General features: G+C 39.0%; 14 protein-coding genes and 1 pseudogene. 8 read left to right on the forward strand and 7 right to left on the reverse strand.

The genetic code is table 11. The annotated features are described in order from the left end of the window. Nucleotides 1-73: 73 nt before the first annotated feature. The 5 genes from ACTHN6_RS00070 (at nucleotide 74) to rpsA (ending at nucleotide 6670) form a co-directional block, all read left to right on the forward strand. Nucleotides 74-871, forward strand: coding sequence for an alpha/beta hydrolase (locus ACTHN6_RS00070; protein ID WP_440433667.1), 798 nt, complete (start codon nucleotides 74-76; stop codon nucleotides 869-871). Nucleotides 872-894: 23 nt separating this feature from the next. Further along, nucleotides 895-2043 carry a glycosyltransferase gene (locus ACTHN6_RS00075; RefSeq protein WP_440433668.1) on the forward strand — a complete coding sequence of 383 codons (1149 nt, stop codon included), beginning with the start codon at nucleotides 895-897 and terminating at the stop codon, nucleotides 2041-2043. Between the two features lie 107 nt (nucleotides 2044-2150). After that, nucleotides 2151-4007 (forward strand): membrane protein insertase YidC, encoded by a 1857-nt coding sequence (gene yidC / locus ACTHN6_RS00080; protein ID WP_440433669.1) that lies wholly within the window; start codon nucleotides 2151-2153, stop codon nucleotides 4005-4007. 51 nt (nucleotides 4008-4058) lie between these two features. Further along, a complete protein-coding gene (locus tag ACTHN6_RS00085) occupies nucleotides 4059-4487 on the forward strand; it encodes a CBS domain-containing protein (protein WP_440433670.1) in 429 nt (142 codons plus the stop codon). Nucleotides 4488-4702: 215 nt separating this feature from the next. Continuing rightward, nucleotides 4703-6670: a 30S ribosomal protein S1 gene (rpsA, locus tag ACTHN6_RS00090; protein WP_440433671.1), complete on the forward strand. Its 1968-nt coding sequence runs from the start codon at nucleotides 4703-4705 to the stop codon at nucleotides 6668-6670. Nucleotides 6671-6907: 237 nt separating this feature from the next. Here the strand turns inward: rpsA and ACTHN6_RS00095 are convergent, their stop codons facing one another. Together ACTHN6_RS00095 and plsY are read right to left on the reverse strand one after the other, a co-directional pair. Further along, nucleotides 6908-7717, reverse strand: a complete 810-nt coding sequence (locus ACTHN6_RS00095) for a M48 family metallopeptidase (protein WP_440433672.1) — start codon at nucleotides 7715-7717, stop codon at nucleotides 6908-6910. A 125-nt stretch (nucleotides 7718-7842) separates the two neighbouring features. Continuing rightward, the gene (plsY, locus tag ACTHN6_RS00100) at nucleotides 7843-8508 is read right to left on the reverse strand and encodes a glycerol-3-phosphate 1-O-acyltransferase PlsY (RefSeq protein WP_440433673.1); all 666 of its coding nucleotides are present in this window, start codon (nucleotides 8506-8508) and stop codon (nucleotides 7843-7845) included. A gap of 247 nt (nucleotides 8509-8755) precedes the next feature. Here plsY and ACTHN6_RS00105 point away from each other — a divergent pair, with 247 nt between their 5' ends. Then, nucleotides 8756-9331 (forward strand): inorganic diphosphatase, encoded by a 576-nt coding sequence (locus ACTHN6_RS00105; RefSeq protein WP_440433674.1) that lies wholly within the window; start codon nucleotides 8756-8758, stop codon nucleotides 9329-9331. A 103-nt stretch (nucleotides 9332-9434) separates the two neighbouring features. Here the strand turns inward: ACTHN6_RS00105 and ACTHN6_RS00110 are convergent, their stop codons facing one another. The 5 genes and pseudogenes from ACTHN6_RS00110 to ACTHN6_RS00130 all read right to left on the reverse strand — a co-directional run bounded on the left by ACTHN6_RS00110 (nucleotide 9435) and on the right by ACTHN6_RS00130 (nucleotide 16290). Then, nucleotides 9435-11993: a phosphoenolpyruvate carboxylase gene (locus ACTHN6_RS00110; RefSeq protein WP_440433675.1), complete on the reverse strand. Its 2559-nt coding sequence runs from the start codon at nucleotides 11991-11993 to the stop codon at nucleotides 9435-9437. A 44-nt stretch (nucleotides 11994-12037) separates the two neighbouring features. Continuing rightward, on the reverse strand, nucleotides 12038-12874 hold the full coding sequence (locus ACTHN6_RS00115; protein WP_440433676.1) for a phytoene/squalene synthase family protein: 837 nt from the start codon (nucleotides 12872-12874) through the stop codon (nucleotides 12038-12040). Nucleotides 12875-12929: 55 nt separating this feature from the next. Further along, nucleotides 12930-14435 (reverse strand): annotated as a pseudogene (locus ACTHN6_RS00120) (phytoene desaturase family protein); the annotation flags it as partial. Between the two features lie 163 nt (nucleotides 14436-14598). Next, nucleotides 14599-15411 (reverse strand): 2,3,4,5-tetrahydropyridine-2,6-dicarboxylate N-succinyltransferase, encoded by an 813-nt coding sequence (locus tag ACTHN6_RS00125; RefSeq protein ID WP_090659853.1) that lies wholly within the window; start codon nucleotides 15409-15411, stop codon nucleotides 14599-14601. Nucleotides 15412-15453: 42 nt separating this feature from the next. Then, nucleotides 15454-16290, reverse strand: a complete 837-nt coding sequence (locus ACTHN6_RS00130) for a glycosyltransferase family 2 protein (protein WP_440433677.1) — start codon at nucleotides 16288-16290, stop codon at nucleotides 15454-15456. Between the two features lie 72 nt (nucleotides 16291-16362). Between ACTHN6_RS00130 and ACTHN6_RS00135 the strand changes: the two genes are divergently transcribed. Together ACTHN6_RS00135 and ACTHN6_RS00140 are read left to right on the forward strand one after the other, a co-directional pair. Further along, nucleotides 16363-17496 (forward strand): glycosyltransferase, encoded by a 1134-nt coding sequence (locus tag ACTHN6_RS00135; protein WP_440433678.1) that lies wholly within the window; start codon nucleotides 16363-16365, stop codon nucleotides 17494-17496. Further along, nucleotides 17489-18064: an L-threonylcarbamoyladenylate synthase gene (locus ACTHN6_RS00140; RefSeq protein ID WP_440433679.1), complete on the forward strand. Its 576-nt coding sequence runs from the start codon at nucleotides 17489-17491 to the stop codon at nucleotides 18062-18064. Before ACTHN6_RS00135 ends, ACTHN6_RS00140 begins: the two co-directional genes overlap by 8 nt. The last annotated feature ends 29 nt before the right edge of the window (nucleotides 18065-18093 follow it).

Below are 18093 nucleotides of genomic sequence, written 5' to 3' on the forward strand. Positions count from 1 at the left end.
TCAAAATTATATATCTTTAGCACATGATCAACGTATTCAAAATAATTTTTTCTGTTAAGATGTAAAGCGTTTCATGCAGCATCATTTCCTGGCATATAAAGCTTCCCTTATTCATTATTATGTTTTTGGCAAAGGCGCCAAAACATTATTTTGTTTTCATGGTTATGGAGAAAACGGTTATTCATTTGCTTTTCTGCAAAAAAGGCTTGGTGATGATTTTACGGTGTATGCTATTGACTTTCCTTTTCATGGCAAAACTCAATGGAACGAAGAAGCGCCTTTTACACCGGATGACCTGATTGCCATTATAAAACTGATACATTTTACCAATACAAAATTTTCATTACTTGCATACAGTATGGGCGGGCGGGTTGCTATGCATTTAATAGAAAAAATGCCGGATGAAATTGAAACAGCAGCATTAGTTGCACCCGATGGTTTGCATCAGAATATCTGGTACCGGCTAACCACACAAACGCATTTGGGCAATAAAGCCTTTGCCTATACCATGAAAAATCCCGGCTGGTTTTTTAAAACGGTTAATGCAATTGCCAGGTTGAAACTGCTTAATAAAAGCATCATAAAATTCATGCATTATTATTTGGATGAAGAAAAGGAAAGAATGCTGTTATATAAACGCTGGACTTTTATGCGCAAATTCAAACCCAGCCTTTGGCATATAAAACACTTGTGTGAAAGATATCCTGTACAACTGAATTTTTTATTTGGAGAATATGACCGTATTATTCTCAGCAAACGTGCCGGTATTTTTAAAAATGCAAAAAATATCAACATAACAATTATACATGCGGGCCACCAGTTAATGAAAGAAAAATATGCAAATAAAATTGCTGCATTGCTGAATCACTGATTGTAGTTTTCTTTGCGGGCTATATGCAGTTGCTCACTTATTTTATTTATATCACTGCCACGCTGCTTTGTTTGTATCTTTTGCTCATCAATCTTTATTTGTATTGGTTTAGTAAGTTGAAGATGTTTGATACAACGGTTATAAAACCCGCAACAAGGTTTACCGTTATTATTCCAGCCCGCAATGAGGAAGAAAATATTGAAAACTGCATCCGGTCAATCCTTGATAATAATTATCCCGAAGATTTGTTTGAAATAATTGTAGCCGATGATTTTTCCACAGACAGAACGCCTGAAATTGTTCATGATTTGCAAACAACCTATCCCAATGTCCATATCATCAGCTTAAAAAATATTATTACCGAAACCATTAACTCCTATAAAAAAAGAGCCATTGAACTGGCTGTTGCGCAAAGTAAATATGAATGGATTATTACCACAGATGCCGATTGCATCGTGCCGCAGCAATGGCTGCATTTATTTGATGCATATATTCAAAAAAATAACCGTGTATTTATAGCAGCGCCGGTAATGTTTACCTGCAATAATTCTTTTCTTGATATTTTTCAGTGCCTTGATTTTTTAAGCCTGCAGGGTATAACGGCGGCGTCGGTTTATGCAGGCGCGCACAGCATGTGCAACGGCGCTAACCTCGCCTATAAAAAATCAGTTTTTTATGAAGTGGATGGTTTTAAAAATGCCGATCATATTGCCAGCGGCGATGATATGTTGCTGATGCATAAAATAAAAACGAAGTATCCTGAAAATATTGGCTACTTATTCAGCGGGAAGGTAATTGTAAAAACACCGCCCATGCCCGACCTGACGAGTTTTTTAAACCAACGCATTCGCTGGGCGAGCAAAGCTACCAGTTATAAAGACAAGCGTGTTTTCTGGGTATTGCTGCTGGTTTATTTTGTAAACTTCTTTTTACTTGTATTATTTATCGCCTGTTTTTTCAGGCCGCAGTTATTTTTAGTGTGGTTGTCGTTCATTCTTTTTAAGGCATTATTGGAAATGCCTTTTATGTATAAAGTCTCAAAATTTTATTCGCTGCAGCGGTTAATGCTTTCGTTTGTGCTTATGCAACCCTTTCATATCTTATATACTGTAATTTCCGGTTGGCTGGGCACATTTGGCACTTACAAATGGAAGGGCAGAAAGGTTAGATAATTTTGAATGTTTTCCATTAAAGTTTAAAGTTTTTTTAATTTTTACTTTTTGCTTTTCGCTTTGCCTGCAATTACCCAATCTGTTACCTTTGCCGCTTATTTTTTTATATGAAGGATAAGAATACAATTATTGGTATAGTTATACTGGCTGTTTTATTTTTTGTTTTTTTCTGGTACACGAATAAGCAACAACAAGCTTATCTAACAAATCAAAAACATATACAGGATTCCCTGCGCATTGATTCCATTAATAAAATCACACCCGAACAAAAAGCTGCTTTAAAACTCGATTCCCTTCACGCTGATTCTATAGGCAAGACAAATGCTGCGGGCAATTTTGCCAAAGCTGCCAGTATTCCGGAGCAGTTGGTTACTGTAGAGAACAATCTTATTAAAGCTGTATTTACTACCAAAGGCGGCGCAGTAAAATACATTGAATTAAAGCAGTATAATTCGCAAACCGGCGGTAAGGTTGTATTGGGAGAAAGCGATAAAGGCGGCTTCAGCTATGCAATAAATACGGGCGCTAATAAATCAGCTTCCACCTCAGAAATGGATTTTGTTGCAGAAAAACCTGTAACAAATGCCGATGGCAGCCAAACCGTTCAGTTTAAATTAATGGATTCGGCGGGCGCAGGCATTATTCATCAATACACTATAAAAAAAGACAGTTATTTAATTGACTGGAACATATCGCTGGCGGGTGCGCAAAGCCTTATAACCAATAACACACTTAATTTTCATTTTGTTTCCCAGTTGATGCAGGTTGAAAAATCGGCTGAGTATGAGCGTCGCATGTCGAATGTTTGTTTTTCCGAGGGAAATGATTTCGATTACATATCATCCAAAACAGAACACAAATTTGAAAAGCCGGTGCAATGGGTAAGCGCCGCACAACAGTTTTTCAATATTGCCCTTATTGCCAAAGATAATTTTAAAGGGGGCGAAGTGCATTGGACGCGCAGCACAGATACTACACAGGTAATTGGTTTGGTTGATGCCACATTGCAAATGCAGGTACCTGCATCGGCCAATATTAATATCCCTATGCAATTGTATTTTGGCCCGAATGATTATAAAGCTTTACAAAACGCCGCTCCTGAAATGGATGGCATCGTAAACCTTGGCCGTGATTTTTATGCATTTGTAAGACCCATTAATAAATACATTATAATGCCTGTGTTCAACTTCTTTGCAGGCTTTATTTCTGTGTATGGATGGGTGATTGCTTTGCTTACGATTTTTATCAGGCTAATCACATCGCCGCTTGTTTATAAGAGTTATAAAAGTGGCGCAAGAATGAAATTGCTGCGGCCGGAATTAGACGAGCTGAGAAAGAAATTTGGAAAAGACCAGCAAGGTTTTGCCATGGAACAAATGAAGCTTTTCCGCGAGGCGGGTGCAAATCCATTGGGCGGATGTTTGCCGTTATTGCTGCAGATTCCAATATTCTTTGCCTTGTATAGTTTCTTTAACTCCAATATCAGCCTGAGAGGCCAGCCTTTCCTTTGGTCGGATGATTTATCAACTTATGATATACTGGTGCAGTTTGGCAGCAAAATTTTCATTATCGGCGACCATATCAGCTTGTTTGCGCTGCTTGCCGTGGCTACCAGTTTTCTTATTTCTATCTACAATATGAATATGACGCCGCAGGACCCTAATAACCCTGCGTTAAAATACATGCCTTATGTTTATCCCATATTCATGCTGTTGTTCTTTAATTCATTGCCGGCGGCATTAACCTGGTATTATACGGTTTCAAACCTCATTACATTAGGCATTCAGTTCGTTATACAGAATTATATTCTTGACCATGATAAAATTCTTGCTGATATGCACGAGCGCCGCAAAGCCCCCAAAAAGGTAAAGCAAAAAAGCAAATGGCAGGAGCAATATGAAAAAATGATGGAGGCGCAAAAAAAGGTGCAGCAATTGAAAGACCAGCAAAAAAATAAGAAGTAGAGGCTGATTTTTCATAAGGAAACTTTCACAGAATTTTGTATTTTTATCCTTATGAAAAACGTTGCTGACATATTGAAACGCAAGGGCAGTCATGTTGAAACTGTTCAATCTGAATTAACCGTGATTGACGCTCTGAAATTAATGGCTGATAAGAATATCGGTTCTGTGGCCATATCTCAAAACGACAGGTTTATTGGCCTTATGACGGAGCGTGACTATTCCCGTAAAGTAATTCTTAAAGGCCGCTCTTCCAGCGAAACCACGGTGGGTGAAATAATGGATACCGGTTATCCGTCTGTAGTAAAAAATGATACTGTAGAACATTGTATGGAGCTGATGTCTGCAAAAAATATCCGGTATTTACCGGTTATAGAAAACGGGCAGCTTGCCGGTATTATATCTATTAATGACGTGGTTAAAGAAACCATTCTCACACAGAAAGAAACGATTGAACATTTACACAATTATATTCATTCATAGTCCTGTATAGTAATCCATATTCAACAATACAATATTCAATATTTGATTCAATGGCTGAAATGAGCATTGATCATTTAGGTTTTCTACCGGCTTATTCGACTATAACGCCGTTTCTCTTAAAGAATTCATTAACAAACCGGCCCGTTGCAAATACGTGTTTTTATTGTATTTTACTTACTTTTGCCGCCCCGATTTAAAACAACGGGATTTTTATTATGAGTGAAAATAATATTCCTAACACAAACGCTGAGGCACAGGAGTCTGCCAATGCCCCACAGGCAGAAGCAACTACAGCGACAACAAATGCACCTGTGACAGAAGATTCAGCTTCTGAAACTGAAACCCAGCCCGCAGTGGAAAACACTATTGCAGAAACACTTCCCCAGCCTGTAGAAGAAAAGCTTGCAGCGCACGACGATTTTGACTGGAGCGTTGATAAGCGTAATGTTACAAACTACAGCAAAGAAGAAAAAGAAAAGTATGACAAGGTTTACGAGAACACTTTTGTTACCATTGAAGATGGTGAGATTGTAAACGGAACCGTTGTAGGCCTTACTAAAACTGATGTTGTTGTAAACATTGGTTTTAAAAGCGATGGTCTTGTATCGCTTAACGAATTCCGCGATAACCCCGGTCTTAAAGTGAGCGATGTTGTGGAAGTTATGGTGGTTGAAAAAGAAGACCGCGATGGCAACCTTCACCTCAGCCGCAAACAGGCTCGTGTATTTCGTGCATGGGAGCGCATTGTTGAAGTGCACAAAACAGGCGAAGTGGTTACCGGTAGCGTTACCAGCAAAACAAAGGGCGGCTTAATTGTAGATGTATTTGGCCTCGAAACATTCCTGCCTGGTTCTCAGATTGACGTTAAACCTGTAACTGATTACGATCAGTTTGTAGGCAAAACAATGGAGTTCAAGGTTGTTAAAATTAACGAAGCCATAAAGAACGCCGTTGTATCACACAAAGCATTAATTGAAAGCGATATTGAAGCACAGCGTGCAGAAATTATCAGCAAGCTCGAAAAAGGCCAGGTGCTTGAAGGTACTGTTAAGAACATTACAGACTTTGGTGCATTTATGGACCTTGGCGGCTTAGATGGTTTACTGTACATCACGGATATTTCATGGGGCAGAATTTCTCACCCAAGTGAAGTAGTGAAGATGGATCAGAAACTGCAGGTTGTTGTGCTTGATTTTGATGATGATAAGAAACGCATCAGCCTTGGTTTAAAACAGCTTACCCCACATCCCTGGGATGTATTGCCTGAATTTATACATGAAGGCGCTGTTGTAAAAGGCAAAGTAGTTAACATTGAAGACTACGGTGCTTTCCTTGAAATTCTTCCCGGCGTTGAAGGTTTGGTACACGTGAGTGAAATTACATGGGCTAACACACCTATCAATGCAAAAGAATTCTTCAAACTGGGTGATGAGCATGAAGCTAAGGTTGTAACGCTGGATAAAGAATCCCGCAAAATGAGTCTTTCCATCAAGCAGCTTACAGAAGACCCATGGAATAATATCGAAGAAAAATATCCGGAAGGCAGCAGGCACAAAGGTGTGGTTAAAAACATTACTCCTTACGGCGTGTTTGTAGAGCTTGAACCAGGTATTGGCGGTATGATCCATATCAGCGATTTAAGCTGGCTGAAACGCTTCAATCATCCTGGTGAATACACAAAAACAGGCGAAGAAATTGATGTGCTGATAATGGCCATCGATAAAGAAAACCGCAAATTGCAGCTTGGTCATAAACAACTGGAAGAAGACCCATGGACAGCTTTACAGGATACATTTGCTGTAGGCAGCGTGCATGAAGGAACTATCATCCGTAAAGATGACCGCGGCGCTATTGTTCAGTTACCTTACGGCCTTGAAGGTTTTGCACCTAACCGTCATTTAATTAAAGAAGACGGCAAGAGCCTGGTGGCAGATGAAACTGCGGAATTTATGGTGATTGAATTTGACCGTAATGAAAAGCGTATTCTTGTAAGCCATACCAAAATATGGGAACAGGTAAAAGTGGCTGAACAGGAATCAGCTAAGAAAGAAGCAAAAGCCGAATCTGAAAAGACACGTAAAACGGTTAAGAACATTCAGAACAAGGTTGAAAAAGCTACACTTGGCGATCTTAGCGCTTTAGCTGAAATTAAAGAGAAGCTTAAGAAAGAAGAAGAGAAATAATTCTTTTCGTTATAAAATTTCAAAACCCCGCAGCCGCGGGGTTTTTTATTGCCTGTTTATTCCGGGAAGAATATTGCACGAATAATTTATTAAGAAACTTATGGTATAAAGAAGATTTATATACTTGTTACTAATGCTGTTTTTGAGTGATGAATAACGAACGATGTCGTTTACTGTAAGATTATTTTTAGACGTTAAACCTTAAGGGTAAAATATTGGTAAACAATCTCCTGTTGGTTATTTGGAAGGCTTATAATAAGAAAGCGCTTCGGGCATTAGCTGTTTTAATTTCTGAATCCTGTCAGCATCGCTTGGGTGATCGCTTAAAAATACAGGTGGTGCACCGCCTTTGCTCAAGTTTGCCATACGCGTCCAGAAAGATATAGCTTCCTGCGGGTTGTAGCCTGCAATTGCCGCAAAGATCAGCCCGTAATGATCTGCTTCCAGTTCCTGGTTACGGCTATTCGGTAACAATACACCAACCTGCGCAGCAGGTCCAAAAACATTATTGAAAATATTTACCGTTTGTGTATTTTTTGATAAAGCCACGTTCCCAGCTATCTGTAATCCTTGTGCTACCATTACCTGGCTCATGCGTTCACGGCCATGGCCTGCAACAGCATGCGTTATTTCATGTCCCAATACAATGGCAAGCGCGTCTTCGTTTTGCGTAATGGGAAGAATGCCTGTATAAACAACCACTTTGCCGCCGGGCATGCACCATGCATTCACCTGTTTGTCCTGAACCAGGTTAAACTCCCATTTGTAATTAGCAATATCATTCGTAATACCTTTTTCCTGGTAATATTTGGTAATGGCCGACGCTATGCGGGAACCAACGCGCTTCACCATTTCTGCATTGGCATTTGTTTTTGGAACAACTTTACTGGTATCGAGAAATTCCCTGTATTGGGTTACAGCCATTTGCTGCATTTCAGATTCGGGAACCAGTGAAAGCTGGTTTCTGCCGGTAATTGCATTTCGTGTGCAGGAAAAAAAGTTAAGGCTTGCTACAAAGAGAAGTAGCAGGATGATTTTTGGTTTCATTCGTATGATTTCTGTTTTTTAAATGGTCTTATGGAACGCCTTATATACATGCTCCTGAAAGGGAAGTATTTTATGCGGGCGTTTCATAAAATAATTAAAAATTCAACAATAGTTAAAAATGAAGATCAACGTCTTCTTTTTTGCCTGTTGCTGCGGCGGCGGTCGCGGTGTTTAAGGATTGGAACCTTGCTTTCTGTTCCGTTTAACAACCGGTTTATATTTTTTTGGTGGGTGAGTATAACCATTAATGCTACCGCTACAGAAAATATCCTGTATAGTGTAACATCATCATTGAAAATAAAAAGAATAAAAACGGCAAATGCTACACTTGACAGAATAGAACTGAGCGACACAAACCTCGTTAAATATAGAACTAGCAAAAACACCCCAACACAGCATACAGCTACGATGGGTTGAATAGCTAATATCATTCCAAACAAAGTTGCAACGCCTTTACCGCCCCTGAAACCTGCCCAAATGGGAAAGATATGGCCGGCAACTGCAGCGAGGCCAAGCCCGATCATAAGATTTGTCCTGTCCCATTCATTGGATTTTGTTACGTAATATGGAATTAAAATGTACAGGGAAGTGGCAATAACGCCTTTAACCATATCCGTAATCATTACAAGCGTGCCCCATTTTGCACCTAATACGCGATAAGTATTGGTGGCGCCTGCATTACCGCTGCCATAATCACGAATATCAACTCCAAAAAAATACCTGCTAACCCATATTGCTGTTGGTACAGAGCCTATTAGGTAGGCCGCTATTATTAGTAAGATTTCATTCATTGGGAAACTAAACGAGGTTAATAAAGCATTACAAATATAAGCCCAATTCAGTATAAACTTTTTGATAAAATTGTTTACCTGTCATTCTAAATATAAGGCTGGATTTAAAAAGGATAAATATATAAAAAACGATCTATTTGAAAATTTTTTTCCGGATTTCTTAATTAGTTTTTTTAAAATATTTCATCTATCTCAAATAAGACTTCTTAAAAAAGCTGTTTAAAAGTACATTTGCAAAAATTTAATTATGATTACCACTACTGTTCTTCATCCATGGCATGGCGTAAATACTGGAGATAGGGCACCCAGAATTGTTAATGCTGTTATTGAGATATCCCAAGGCTCAAGATGCAAGTATGAAATTGATAAAGAAAGTGGTTTGTTAAAACTGGACCGCGTTATTTATTCTTCTTTTTACTATCCTGTGAATTATGGTTTTATCCCACAAACTTACGGAGACGATAAAGATCCACTTGATATATTGGTTATTACTTCTTTGCCGGTGCAGCCTTTAACATTAATGGAAGCCAAAATTGTTGGCGTTATGCAAATGGTTGACGGCGGCGATGCAGATGATAAGATAATTGCCGTTGCCAACAATGACCCCGGTGTAAACCATTATAATAATATAGAAGAACTTCCACAGCATTTCTTTGAAGAATTAAGGCATTTCTTTGAAGAGTATAAAACGCTTGAAAAGAAATCCGTTGTCGTTTCCGATTTTGGCGATAAAGCAAAAGCTTTGGATATAATTGAAGATGCAATGCTTTTTTATAAAAAGAAGTTTGGCGACAAATTACCCAAAGCCGTTGAGCAGGCTTAGCTGATAAGATTATAATAAAATAAAAAAGGGTTCATTGCGGAACCCTTTTTATTTTATGTGATTGTACTAAAAAAATTTGTTGGAACCTGATTTCTAAAGCACTTTATGCTGAATTTCTCCCGGCATTAATTATCCCGAATGAACAGCGCATAGCAAGCTTCTCATATTTTTCTTTGTACTGCGAATCATTTTTTGAGCGCAACTGCATTAAGGCATACTGCTGAATGGTAGCCAGCGGCAGCACAATTCTTTCCCGCATGTGTATGCTTGAACTTTCAACAGGATACCCCGCCATCAGTGTGTCATTGCCTGTAAGCTTCTGTAAATACTGCAGCGTGAGATTATACTCAGAATTCATCATATTCCAAAGCTTTCCATACCGCGAATTACCGGCAAGATATTGTGTAAGCGGGAAATAACATTTCATCATTGCCATCTCGCAATTATCAATTAAAGTTTTGAAAAAAAGCGAGTGTTTATATAGCTGAACCACGCTGTTCCATTTGCGGTTTTCCTCAGCTTTTTTCAATGCAATGCCCACACCATAATAGCCTGTTACATTTTGTTTAAGCTGGCTGAATGAACCCACAAACGGGATAGCTCTGAGATCTTTCAAAGCTAGTGTTGATGTTTTGCCACGCTTGGTTGGCCTGCTGCCAATATTTGTTTCCGAGTAAAAACGCAAGGGGCTTATCTCCGCGAGATAATCAACAAATGCCGGGTGATTTTTTAACTGCAGATAGGCTTCATAACTGTCTTCAGAAAGTTGCTTTAACAGCTTTTCTTCGCTCCTGGTTAAGGTATTTTCTTTTGATGAAAACAGATCGTTTGAAATACCGGCATGAATTAATTGTTCAATATTAAATTGTGCTGAACTGATGGTGCCGAAATTGGAACTTACGGTTTGCCCCTGCACCGTTAATTGTATTTCTTTGTTTGAAATATCGTGCCCCATTGATGCATAGAACTTATGTGTTTTGCCGCCACCGCGTGCCGGCGGGCCACCGCGACCATCGAAGAATATTACATCAACACCAAAACTCCTGGAGATGCGTGTTAATTCTTCTTTGGCCTTATAAATGCTCCAGTTAGCCATTAAATAGCCACCATCTTTGGTACCATCAGAAAAACCAAGCATAATGGTTTGCGTATTGTTGCGCAGCTTTAAGTGTTGCCTGTATATTTTGTTGGAATACAGTTTTTTCATAATGGCGGCTGCATTGGCCAGGTCATCGATTGTTTCAAATAAAGGAACTATATCAACACTCAATGCTTCTTTTTTCCATCCGCCTAATATTAATAAAGCATATACTTCTATAATATTCAGGGCGCTGTACGAGTGGCTTATAATATACCTGTGGCAGGCTTCTTTTCCATTTCTTTCCTGTATGGTTTTTATGGCCTTAACCGATTGTATGGTATCATTTAAAAGATCATCATCTTTAAATGATATGTCATGCCCGTGCAATTTTAGCAGGGCATCGATCTTTTTGTTTTCATCAAAACCGGCATAATTCTGCGGCAGTATTTTTTGTGCAGCAAGCGATTCAAAAAACTTAGCATGCACAGAACTATCCTGGCGTATATCGAGTGAAGCAAAATACAAACCGAAAATTTCACACTTAAACAAAAGCTTATATACATCTTCTATAAACAAATCATTGTTGGCATGAAGCGTAACAATTATTTGCTGCAGTATATCTTTTATTTCTTCCTGCGTTATTTGTTCAACATTATCAGCATCATAAAGGTTATCGTAAAGACGTTTTTCAAGCAAGGCAATCAGTTCCTGCGTGCCTTTAAATGTAAGCCTGCGTTTTAACCATCGTGCATTTTTGTGATAAGAACGCAGGATGCCCGCCCGGAGTGTTTCAGCCACTTTTAAGGTAATACCGGTGTTAACAAACGGGTTGCCATCCCTGTCTGCGCCGGGCCAAAAACCCATTTGTATTAAAGGATGGTTTAAGCGCTCAGATTCCTGTACGTCGTTTTTTAAAATTGACATAATATTGCCTGCCGCATCGTAAAATACATTTTCCAAAAACCATAAAAGGCTTAGTGCTTCATCATAAGGCGTGGGCTTTTGTTTTTTAAGAAAAGGAGTTCTGCCAAGTTGCTGCAGGTAATTATTTACCACTTCCGTATCATCATCTTTTAAAGCGCTGCTTAAATCGTTTATAATACCCAGCACTTCACCGGTATAGAACTGCGTTGGATGTGCTGTTAATACAATACGCACAGCAAAATCATTCAGCTTTTTTACAAAATCGGTTTCCTTCTGCATCTGTGTTATTTGCGAGCACAATTGCTTTATTGTGCCCGAGCCGTTTACATCATTTACATCTGTAAAAGCGGCATCTTCCAATGCATCAAACAAAACCACCTGCCGTTCTGCATATTGCACAAAGCGGAATAAAAGGTCTATCCGTTCTTCCTCTTTTTCGTACGAAGTATTTTTTTCTAAAAAGTTATCAATAATATCTGCGGGGCTTTTATGTTTGCCGAAGCCTTCTTCACATTCCAATAAAAATAAGGAAAGCAATACCCCTGTTTTTTCTATACGGTGAAACGGTAACGAAATAAACAAACTATTATATAACTGAAACTTTAGCGCAACAAGATTTTTAAATTCCTGCAACGCTGCTGACGATGTGCTGCTCATAACGCGATAAATATAATAAATAATTTAAACGCCGTTAATTGTTGCTATAAAATGTTCAACCGGTGTTGCAAACCGGCTTTGGCAAGAATGAAGATTTTTATATGATCTGCAAGCCGTATACGCTTTCTGCATATTGCTTTTGGGGGCAGCCGTTTAATTTTTTTAAAGAGGCATAAATAATATTTGTAAGCTATATAAACACCAAGCTTTGCTTCTGGCGGTAATAATAAAATACCTTTATAAGCGTAATCAAAATCCTGTTGAATATCCGCTTCAATCTCTTGTTTATTTTGTGGCGTAAAATTTTTAAAACAGCAGTTGGGAAAATACATGCGGTTAAGTTGCTCATTATCTGCTTTTATATCCCGCAAAAAATTTACTTTTTGAAAAGCTGCGCCAAGCCTTTTTGCATATTCCTTTAACTGGTCGTATAATTTTTTATCATTACTACAAAAAATATGCAGGCACATTAGCCCAACTGATTCTGCGCTTCCATAGATATATTCCCTATAAGAGATTTCTGAGTGATAAGTTTTATCAAGATCACATTGCATACTGTTAAAGAAGGCATCAATTAAGGAAACGTCAATATTATGTTTATTTATGGTGAGCTGAAAGCTGTTTAAAATAGGGTTGAGGCTTATCTTTTCTTCAATGGCTTTATAAGTATCGGTTTTAAAGGCATGAAACAATGCTTCTTTATTGTAGTTATGAAATGTATCAACAATTTCATCGGCAAGGCGCACAAAACCATAAATACTGTAAATATCCGGCCTTATGTTTTTATGTAATAACCTTACGGCAGCGGCAAAAGATGTACTGTAGTTTTCTGCAGTTATTTTACTGCATTGCCGGCTTGTTTTATGAAAGAGGTCAATCATGTTATTGCCTGCAACTTAATCAGAATTATAAATTAATGCAAGTTTTAAATAATGTTCATTTGTTCAGCTTAATTATATGTTTTGCTACAATTTCACCGCTTATTAAAGCTGGCGGCACACCCGGCCCCGGTACGGTTAGCTGGCCGGTATAAAAAAGATTTTTTATTTTTTTATTTTTTATGGAAGGTTTTAAAATAGCTGTTTGCATAAGCGTATTGGCCAGGCCATAAGCATTGCCTTTATAGGCATTATAATCTTCCATAAAATTGCTGCATCCAAAATTTTTTTTAATGATGATGTGCTCTTTAACCCGTTGATTAATCCTTTGTTCAAAACGTGATATCATCTTTTCAAAATAATGATCACGCAATTCAGATGTATCGTCATTCAACCCCGCTGCCACCGGAATGAGGAAAAAAAGATTTTCACTATTTGCCGGCGCCAGCGAACTATCGGTTACGGAGGTTGCGCTTACATAAAATAAAGGATCTGCCGGCCATTGTTTTGTTATGTAAATTTCTGCGGCATGTTGCTTAAAAGAAGTATCAAAAAATAAAGAATGATGCGCCATGCCATGCAGCTTTTTATTCAATCCCACATAATATATTAATGCTGACGGCGCCATTATTTTTTTATTCCAGTAACCTTCAGTATAATTCCTGTGTGCTTTAGGTAATAAAACATTATCCGTGTGGTGATAATCTGCATTAGCTATCACCGTTGAAGCGCTGTAAACGGATGAAGTGTTGTCATTATGCTGCACATGAATTTTAGTAGCCAGCTTATTTTCAACGTCAATTTTAATTACATTTTTGTTGAACTGAAATTGTACGCCAAGTTCAAGCGCCAGTTGGTACAGGGCTTCAGCAATACTGTACATGCCACCTTTAGGAAACCATGTTCCACCTTTAAAGTCTGCATAATTCATCAGGCTGTACAAAGCAGGAATTTTGTCAGGCAAAGCGCCAAGAAATAAAACAGGAAATTCAAGCAGTTGCTGCAGGTGCGGATGCTTGAAATATTTACTTACATGTCTTTTTATTGAAGTAAAAACATCAAGCTCAAATATTCCCTTTATTAAATCGCTATCTAAAAATTCGGTGATGGAAAGCCCCGGTTTATAGGCAAGATTTTGCATGCCTGTTTTGTACTTATAGGCCGCTTCGTTTAAAAATAGTTCAAGTTTTTTGCTGCTGCCAGGCTCCAGTTTTTCAAATAAGTTTTCTAATGCATGATAATCCGCAGGAATATCCGCGATATCATTTTGCCAGTAAATGCGATAGGAGGGATCGAGCCTTATGAGTTCGTAATAGTCGCTTCTTGTTTTATTAAACTGGTTAAAGAACCTTTCAAAAATATCAGGCATCCAATACCAGCTTGGCCCCATATCAAAACTAAATCCATCCAGTTTTAATTGCCTTGCACGGCCACCGGGTTGATCATGTTTTTCAAGCACCATAACATTAAATCCCGCTTTAGCCAGGAAGCAGGCCGCCGAAAGACCGGCAAAGCCACTGCCAATGATAATAACATCTTTTGCATGCACGCTGTAAATATCAGTAACCTGCCTTGATAATTGTAAAACTTATGTGGTATAAAATTGTACAGCCTGCATGACTTTTGACACTGCAGGCTGTATTCCAGGTAATTATTTCTAATCAGCAACGGCTTTGAACACTATTGTTCAAAAACAAAACCAAAAAGCCGTATTAATATAAATATAATTATACACTTATGTTAAAATCTCTTAAAGCATCGTTTAAACTTGTTTTTTTATCTGTGCTTTCTTTGCGCTGGCCAATAATTAAAGCACAGCTAACACCAAAGGAGCCGGCCGGGAAATCTTTATTATAGGTGCCGGGAATTACCACACTCCGCGCCGGTACATATCCCTTATATTCAACAGGTGAAGATTTGCTTACATCAATAATTTTTGTGGATTGGGTAAGCACTACATTGGCACCAAGCACTGCTTCTTTTTCAACTATCACACCTTCCACCACAATGCAACGGCTGCCAACAAAACAACCATCTTCAATGATAACAGGCGTGGCCTGCAAAGGCTCCAGCACGCCGCCAATACCCACGCCGCCGCTGAGATGAACGTGTTTGCCTATTTGTGCGCAACTGCCCACAGTGGCCCAGGTGTCAACCATTGTACCTTCATCAACATAAGCGCCGATATTTATAAAGCTCGGCATCTGCACTACATTTTTTGCAACGTAAGCACCGTAACGGGAAACAGCGCCCGGAATAGTTCTTACGCCTAAATCTTTAAAACCTTTTTTCAATGGTATTTTATCATAGAACTCAAAAGGCGGCGTATCCATTGTTTCCATTGGCTGAACAGCGAAGTATAATAAAACGGCTTGCTTTACCCATTCATTTACCTGCCATCCGTTACCGGTTGGAGCCGCTGTACGCAGCCGGCCTTTATCAACTTCTTCTATAACGGCTTTTACAGCATCTGAATATTTTTGCTCTTTTAATAATTCGCGGTTATTCCATGCTTCAAGAATGAGTGATTGTAATTCCATCCTGGAGAAATTTTAGTTTTATAGTTTGAGTAATAATTTTTATTAAGCGGGTTGCGAAACCGGTTTAGCTGATTTTACAATGCCGTCTTCAATCCATGTTAATTTTTCTTTTCGGCTCTTCATCCATATCGCTTTGTTCCTGGCAAGATCTTCTTTATTCTTATAACCCCTTGAGTGATCGAGATGCACACACACAGCGCTGTATCTTATCTGCAAACCCTTAATGCCGCTGTTTTCCAGCCGTTCGCCCATTTCCCTGTCCAATGCGCCGTAGCGCATTTGTTCATTAAAACCATTCACGGCATAAATATCTTTTTTCCATGCCGATGAATTATGCCCGTTCCATGATGCATGGGTGGGTGTAATAAAATTGAGCAGGCTGGCTTTAAAGCCTTTGGCCGTAAACTTATTGTTCTTAAATGTTGCAGGCAAACCATTAGCCTTCAGCCAATCTATATCGAAACAATTCTGATTGAAAATATCTTCTCTTGTTATCTTTTGTGAAATATCCATAGGCAGCTTGCTGTAACCGCCGGATAAGAAATATCCCTGTCTTCTTTTATTGATATGTACTTCCAGAAAATCTTTTCTTGGAATGCAGTCGCCATCAGAAATAACGAGATAATCGGTTTGCGATGCAACAATGGCCTTATTAAGGATCGTACATTTTCTGAAACCCTCATCAGGATGCCATATATGCTGAACAGGGTAAGAAACTGTTTTGCGCATATTATCAATCAAAAGCCGTGTTTCACCTGCCGAACCATCATCTGCAATCACCATTTCAAAATCTTTAAAAGTTTGCGCTTCATAACCCCACAAAACTTTTTGCAGCCATGCCGGCGCATTATATGTGGTGATTATTACAGATAATTTCATAAAATCTGGCTTAGCTTTATTATTGTTGCAAATGTATCGCTCACACAATAAATACCTTTATAAATTTAACGGATGCGTATTTGCATAACGAGGACTGAGAAAGACAGGTATTCTGAAACATTCCTGCTTAACCAGATAAAAGAACTTGCTAACTATGCCGCAATATTTCCTGTGCACGGCGGGCGCCTGCCGCAGCGAAACGATGACGATACGCTATTGTCCTCACGCTTTTTTTGGGTAATGCACAACATTGCAAAAACTATTTCGGGTGAGCGTAATAATTACTTTGGCAATCATGGATTGAAGAATTTTTTAAGGAAAAATAACATTGATATTGTGCTTGCCAACTATGGCTTTGCGGCCGTGCATATCCTTCCCATTTGCAAAGTTTTAAACCTGCCGTTAGTAGTGCATTTTCACGGCTTTGATGCAACACAGCAAAAAATATTGAAACAATATAAGGAAGCTTACAAAACATTGTTTAAAGAAGCCGCAGGCATTATCGCCGTATCGGCAGATATGAAGAATAAGCTGGTTTCACTCGGCGCTCCTGAAGATAAAATTTCGCTGATACCCTATGGCATTGATGTTCAAAAATTCAGCCCGGCATATCCTAAAAAACAGGATGCGCTTTTTCTTTGTGTGGGCAGGTTGATTGCAAAAAAGTCACCGCAATCAACCATACAGGCATTTGCAAAAACAAAACAGGTGCATACCAATGCCAAATTAATAATAATTGGAGAAAAGTCAGGCCTGTACGAAAATTGCGCTGAGCTTGTAAAAAAGCTTGGCCTTGAAAATGATGTAATTTTTACAGGCATTCAAAATGCAACAGAAGTAATCAATTACATGCACGAGGCCAATATATTTGTACAGCATTCCGTAACGGCGGCGAATGGTGATATGGAAGGAACCCCTAATACTATCCTCGAAGCTGCCGCCTGTGGCCTGCCGGTTGTAAGTACCAAACATGCCGGTATAAAAGAAGCGGTTATTAATGGCAAAACAGGTTTTCTGGTTGATGAACATGACATAGATGGCATGGCTAAATACATGATTGAACTTATTGAGAAACCTTTGCTTGCCAAAGAAATGGGATTGGCCGGGCGCGGGCATATTGAAAAAAATTACGATTTGCACAAGCAGTCAAAAAAATTATATGATGTGCTGGAGCAGGCCGTAAATAAAAACAAGGGAAATGAATGAAACCGATTTTGAGCAGGATATAATTAATGCACTGGAACAATTAAAGAAAGGTGGCACTATACTTTACCCCACCGATACCATTTGGGGCATAGGCTGCGATGCCACAAATAATGAAGCGGTAAGTAAAATCATCCGGCTTAAACAAAGGCCGCAGCTGAAAAGCTTTGTTGTGTTGGTGGCTTCGGAAAAAGATGTTTTACAATATACCGCCTCGCCTGATCTTGCTGTTTTTGACTATTTGCAAACCGTGCAGAAACCAACCACTGTAATTTATGAACATGCGTTAGGCCTGGCAGAAAATGTTTGTAATGCCGATGGCTCGGTTGCCATAAGAATATGCAGCGACGAATTTTGCAGGCATCTTATTAAACGGTTTCGCAAACCCATTGTGAGCACTTCGGCCAATGTTAGCGGCGAACCTTCGCCCGGAAATTTTGTGCAGGTTTCGCCGGTTATAAAAAAAGGTGTGGATTATATTGTACAGTACAGGCAGGATGATAACGCCGAACATGCGGCATCCTCGCTCATTCGCTGGAAAAAAAATAAAGTTGAAATAATCCGCCCCTGAAAATCAATGGCTCGTGGATTTTAGGTTTT

It is taken from the genome of Parafilimonas sp. (assembly GCF_051953455.1).
GTDB lineage: Bacteria > Bacteroidota > Bacteroidia > Chitinophagales > Chitinophagaceae > Parafilimonas.

Bases quoted from the DNA above. Each gene is read 5' to 3' on its own strand.
- ACTHN6_RS00095 (WP_440433672.1), bottom strand. From the start codon at position 7,717: ATGAAACCAAAAATCATCCTGCTACTTCTCTTTGTAGCAAGCCTTAAC.
- rpsA (WP_440433671.1), top strand. From the start codon at position 4,703: ATGAGTGAAAATAATATTCCTAACACAAACGCTGAGGCACAGGAGTCT.
- ACTHN6_RS00085 (WP_440433670.1), top strand. From the start codon at position 4,059: ATGAAAAACGTTGCTGACATATTGAAACGCAAGGGCAGTCATGTTGAA.
- ACTHN6_RS00135 (WP_440433678.1), top strand. From the start codon at position 16,363: ATGCGTATTTGCATAACGAGGACTGAGAAAGACAGGTATTCTGAAACA.
- ACTHN6_RS00105 (WP_440433674.1), top strand. From the start codon at position 8,756: ATGATTACCACTACTGTTCTTCATCCATGGCATGGCGTAAATACTGGA.
- ACTHN6_RS00110 (WP_440433675.1), bottom strand. From the start codon at position 11,993: ATGAGCAGCACATCGTCAGCAGCGTTGCAGGAATTTAAAAATCTTGTT.
- ACTHN6_RS00125 (WP_090659853.1), bottom strand. From the start codon at position 15,411: ATGGAATTACAATCACTCATTCTTGAAGCATGGAATAACCGCGAATTA.
- plsY (WP_440433673.1), bottom strand. From the start codon at position 8,508: ATGAATGAAATCTTACTAATAATAGCGGCCTACCTAATAGGCTCTGTA.
- ACTHN6_RS00140 (WP_440433679.1), top strand. From the start codon at position 17,489: ATGAATGAAACCGATTTTGAGCAGGATATAATTAATGCACTGGAACAA.
- ACTHN6_RS00130 (WP_440433677.1), bottom strand. From the start codon at position 16,290: ATGAAATTATCTGTAATAATCACCACATATAATGCGCCGGCATGGCTG.
- yidC (WP_440433669.1), top strand. From the start codon at position 2,151: ATGAAGGATAAGAATACAATTATTGGTATAGTTATACTGGCTGTTTTA.
- ACTHN6_RS00075 (WP_440433668.1), top strand. From the start codon at position 895: ATGCAGTTGCTCACTTATTTTATTTATATCACTGCCACGCTGCTTTGT.
- ACTHN6_RS00070 (WP_440433667.1), top strand. From the start codon at position 74: ATGCAGCATCATTTCCTGGCATATAAAGCTTCCCTTATTCATTATTAT.
- ACTHN6_RS00115 (WP_440433676.1), bottom strand. From the start codon at position 12,874: ATGATTGACCTCTTTCATAAAACAAGCCGGCAATGCAGTAAAATAACT.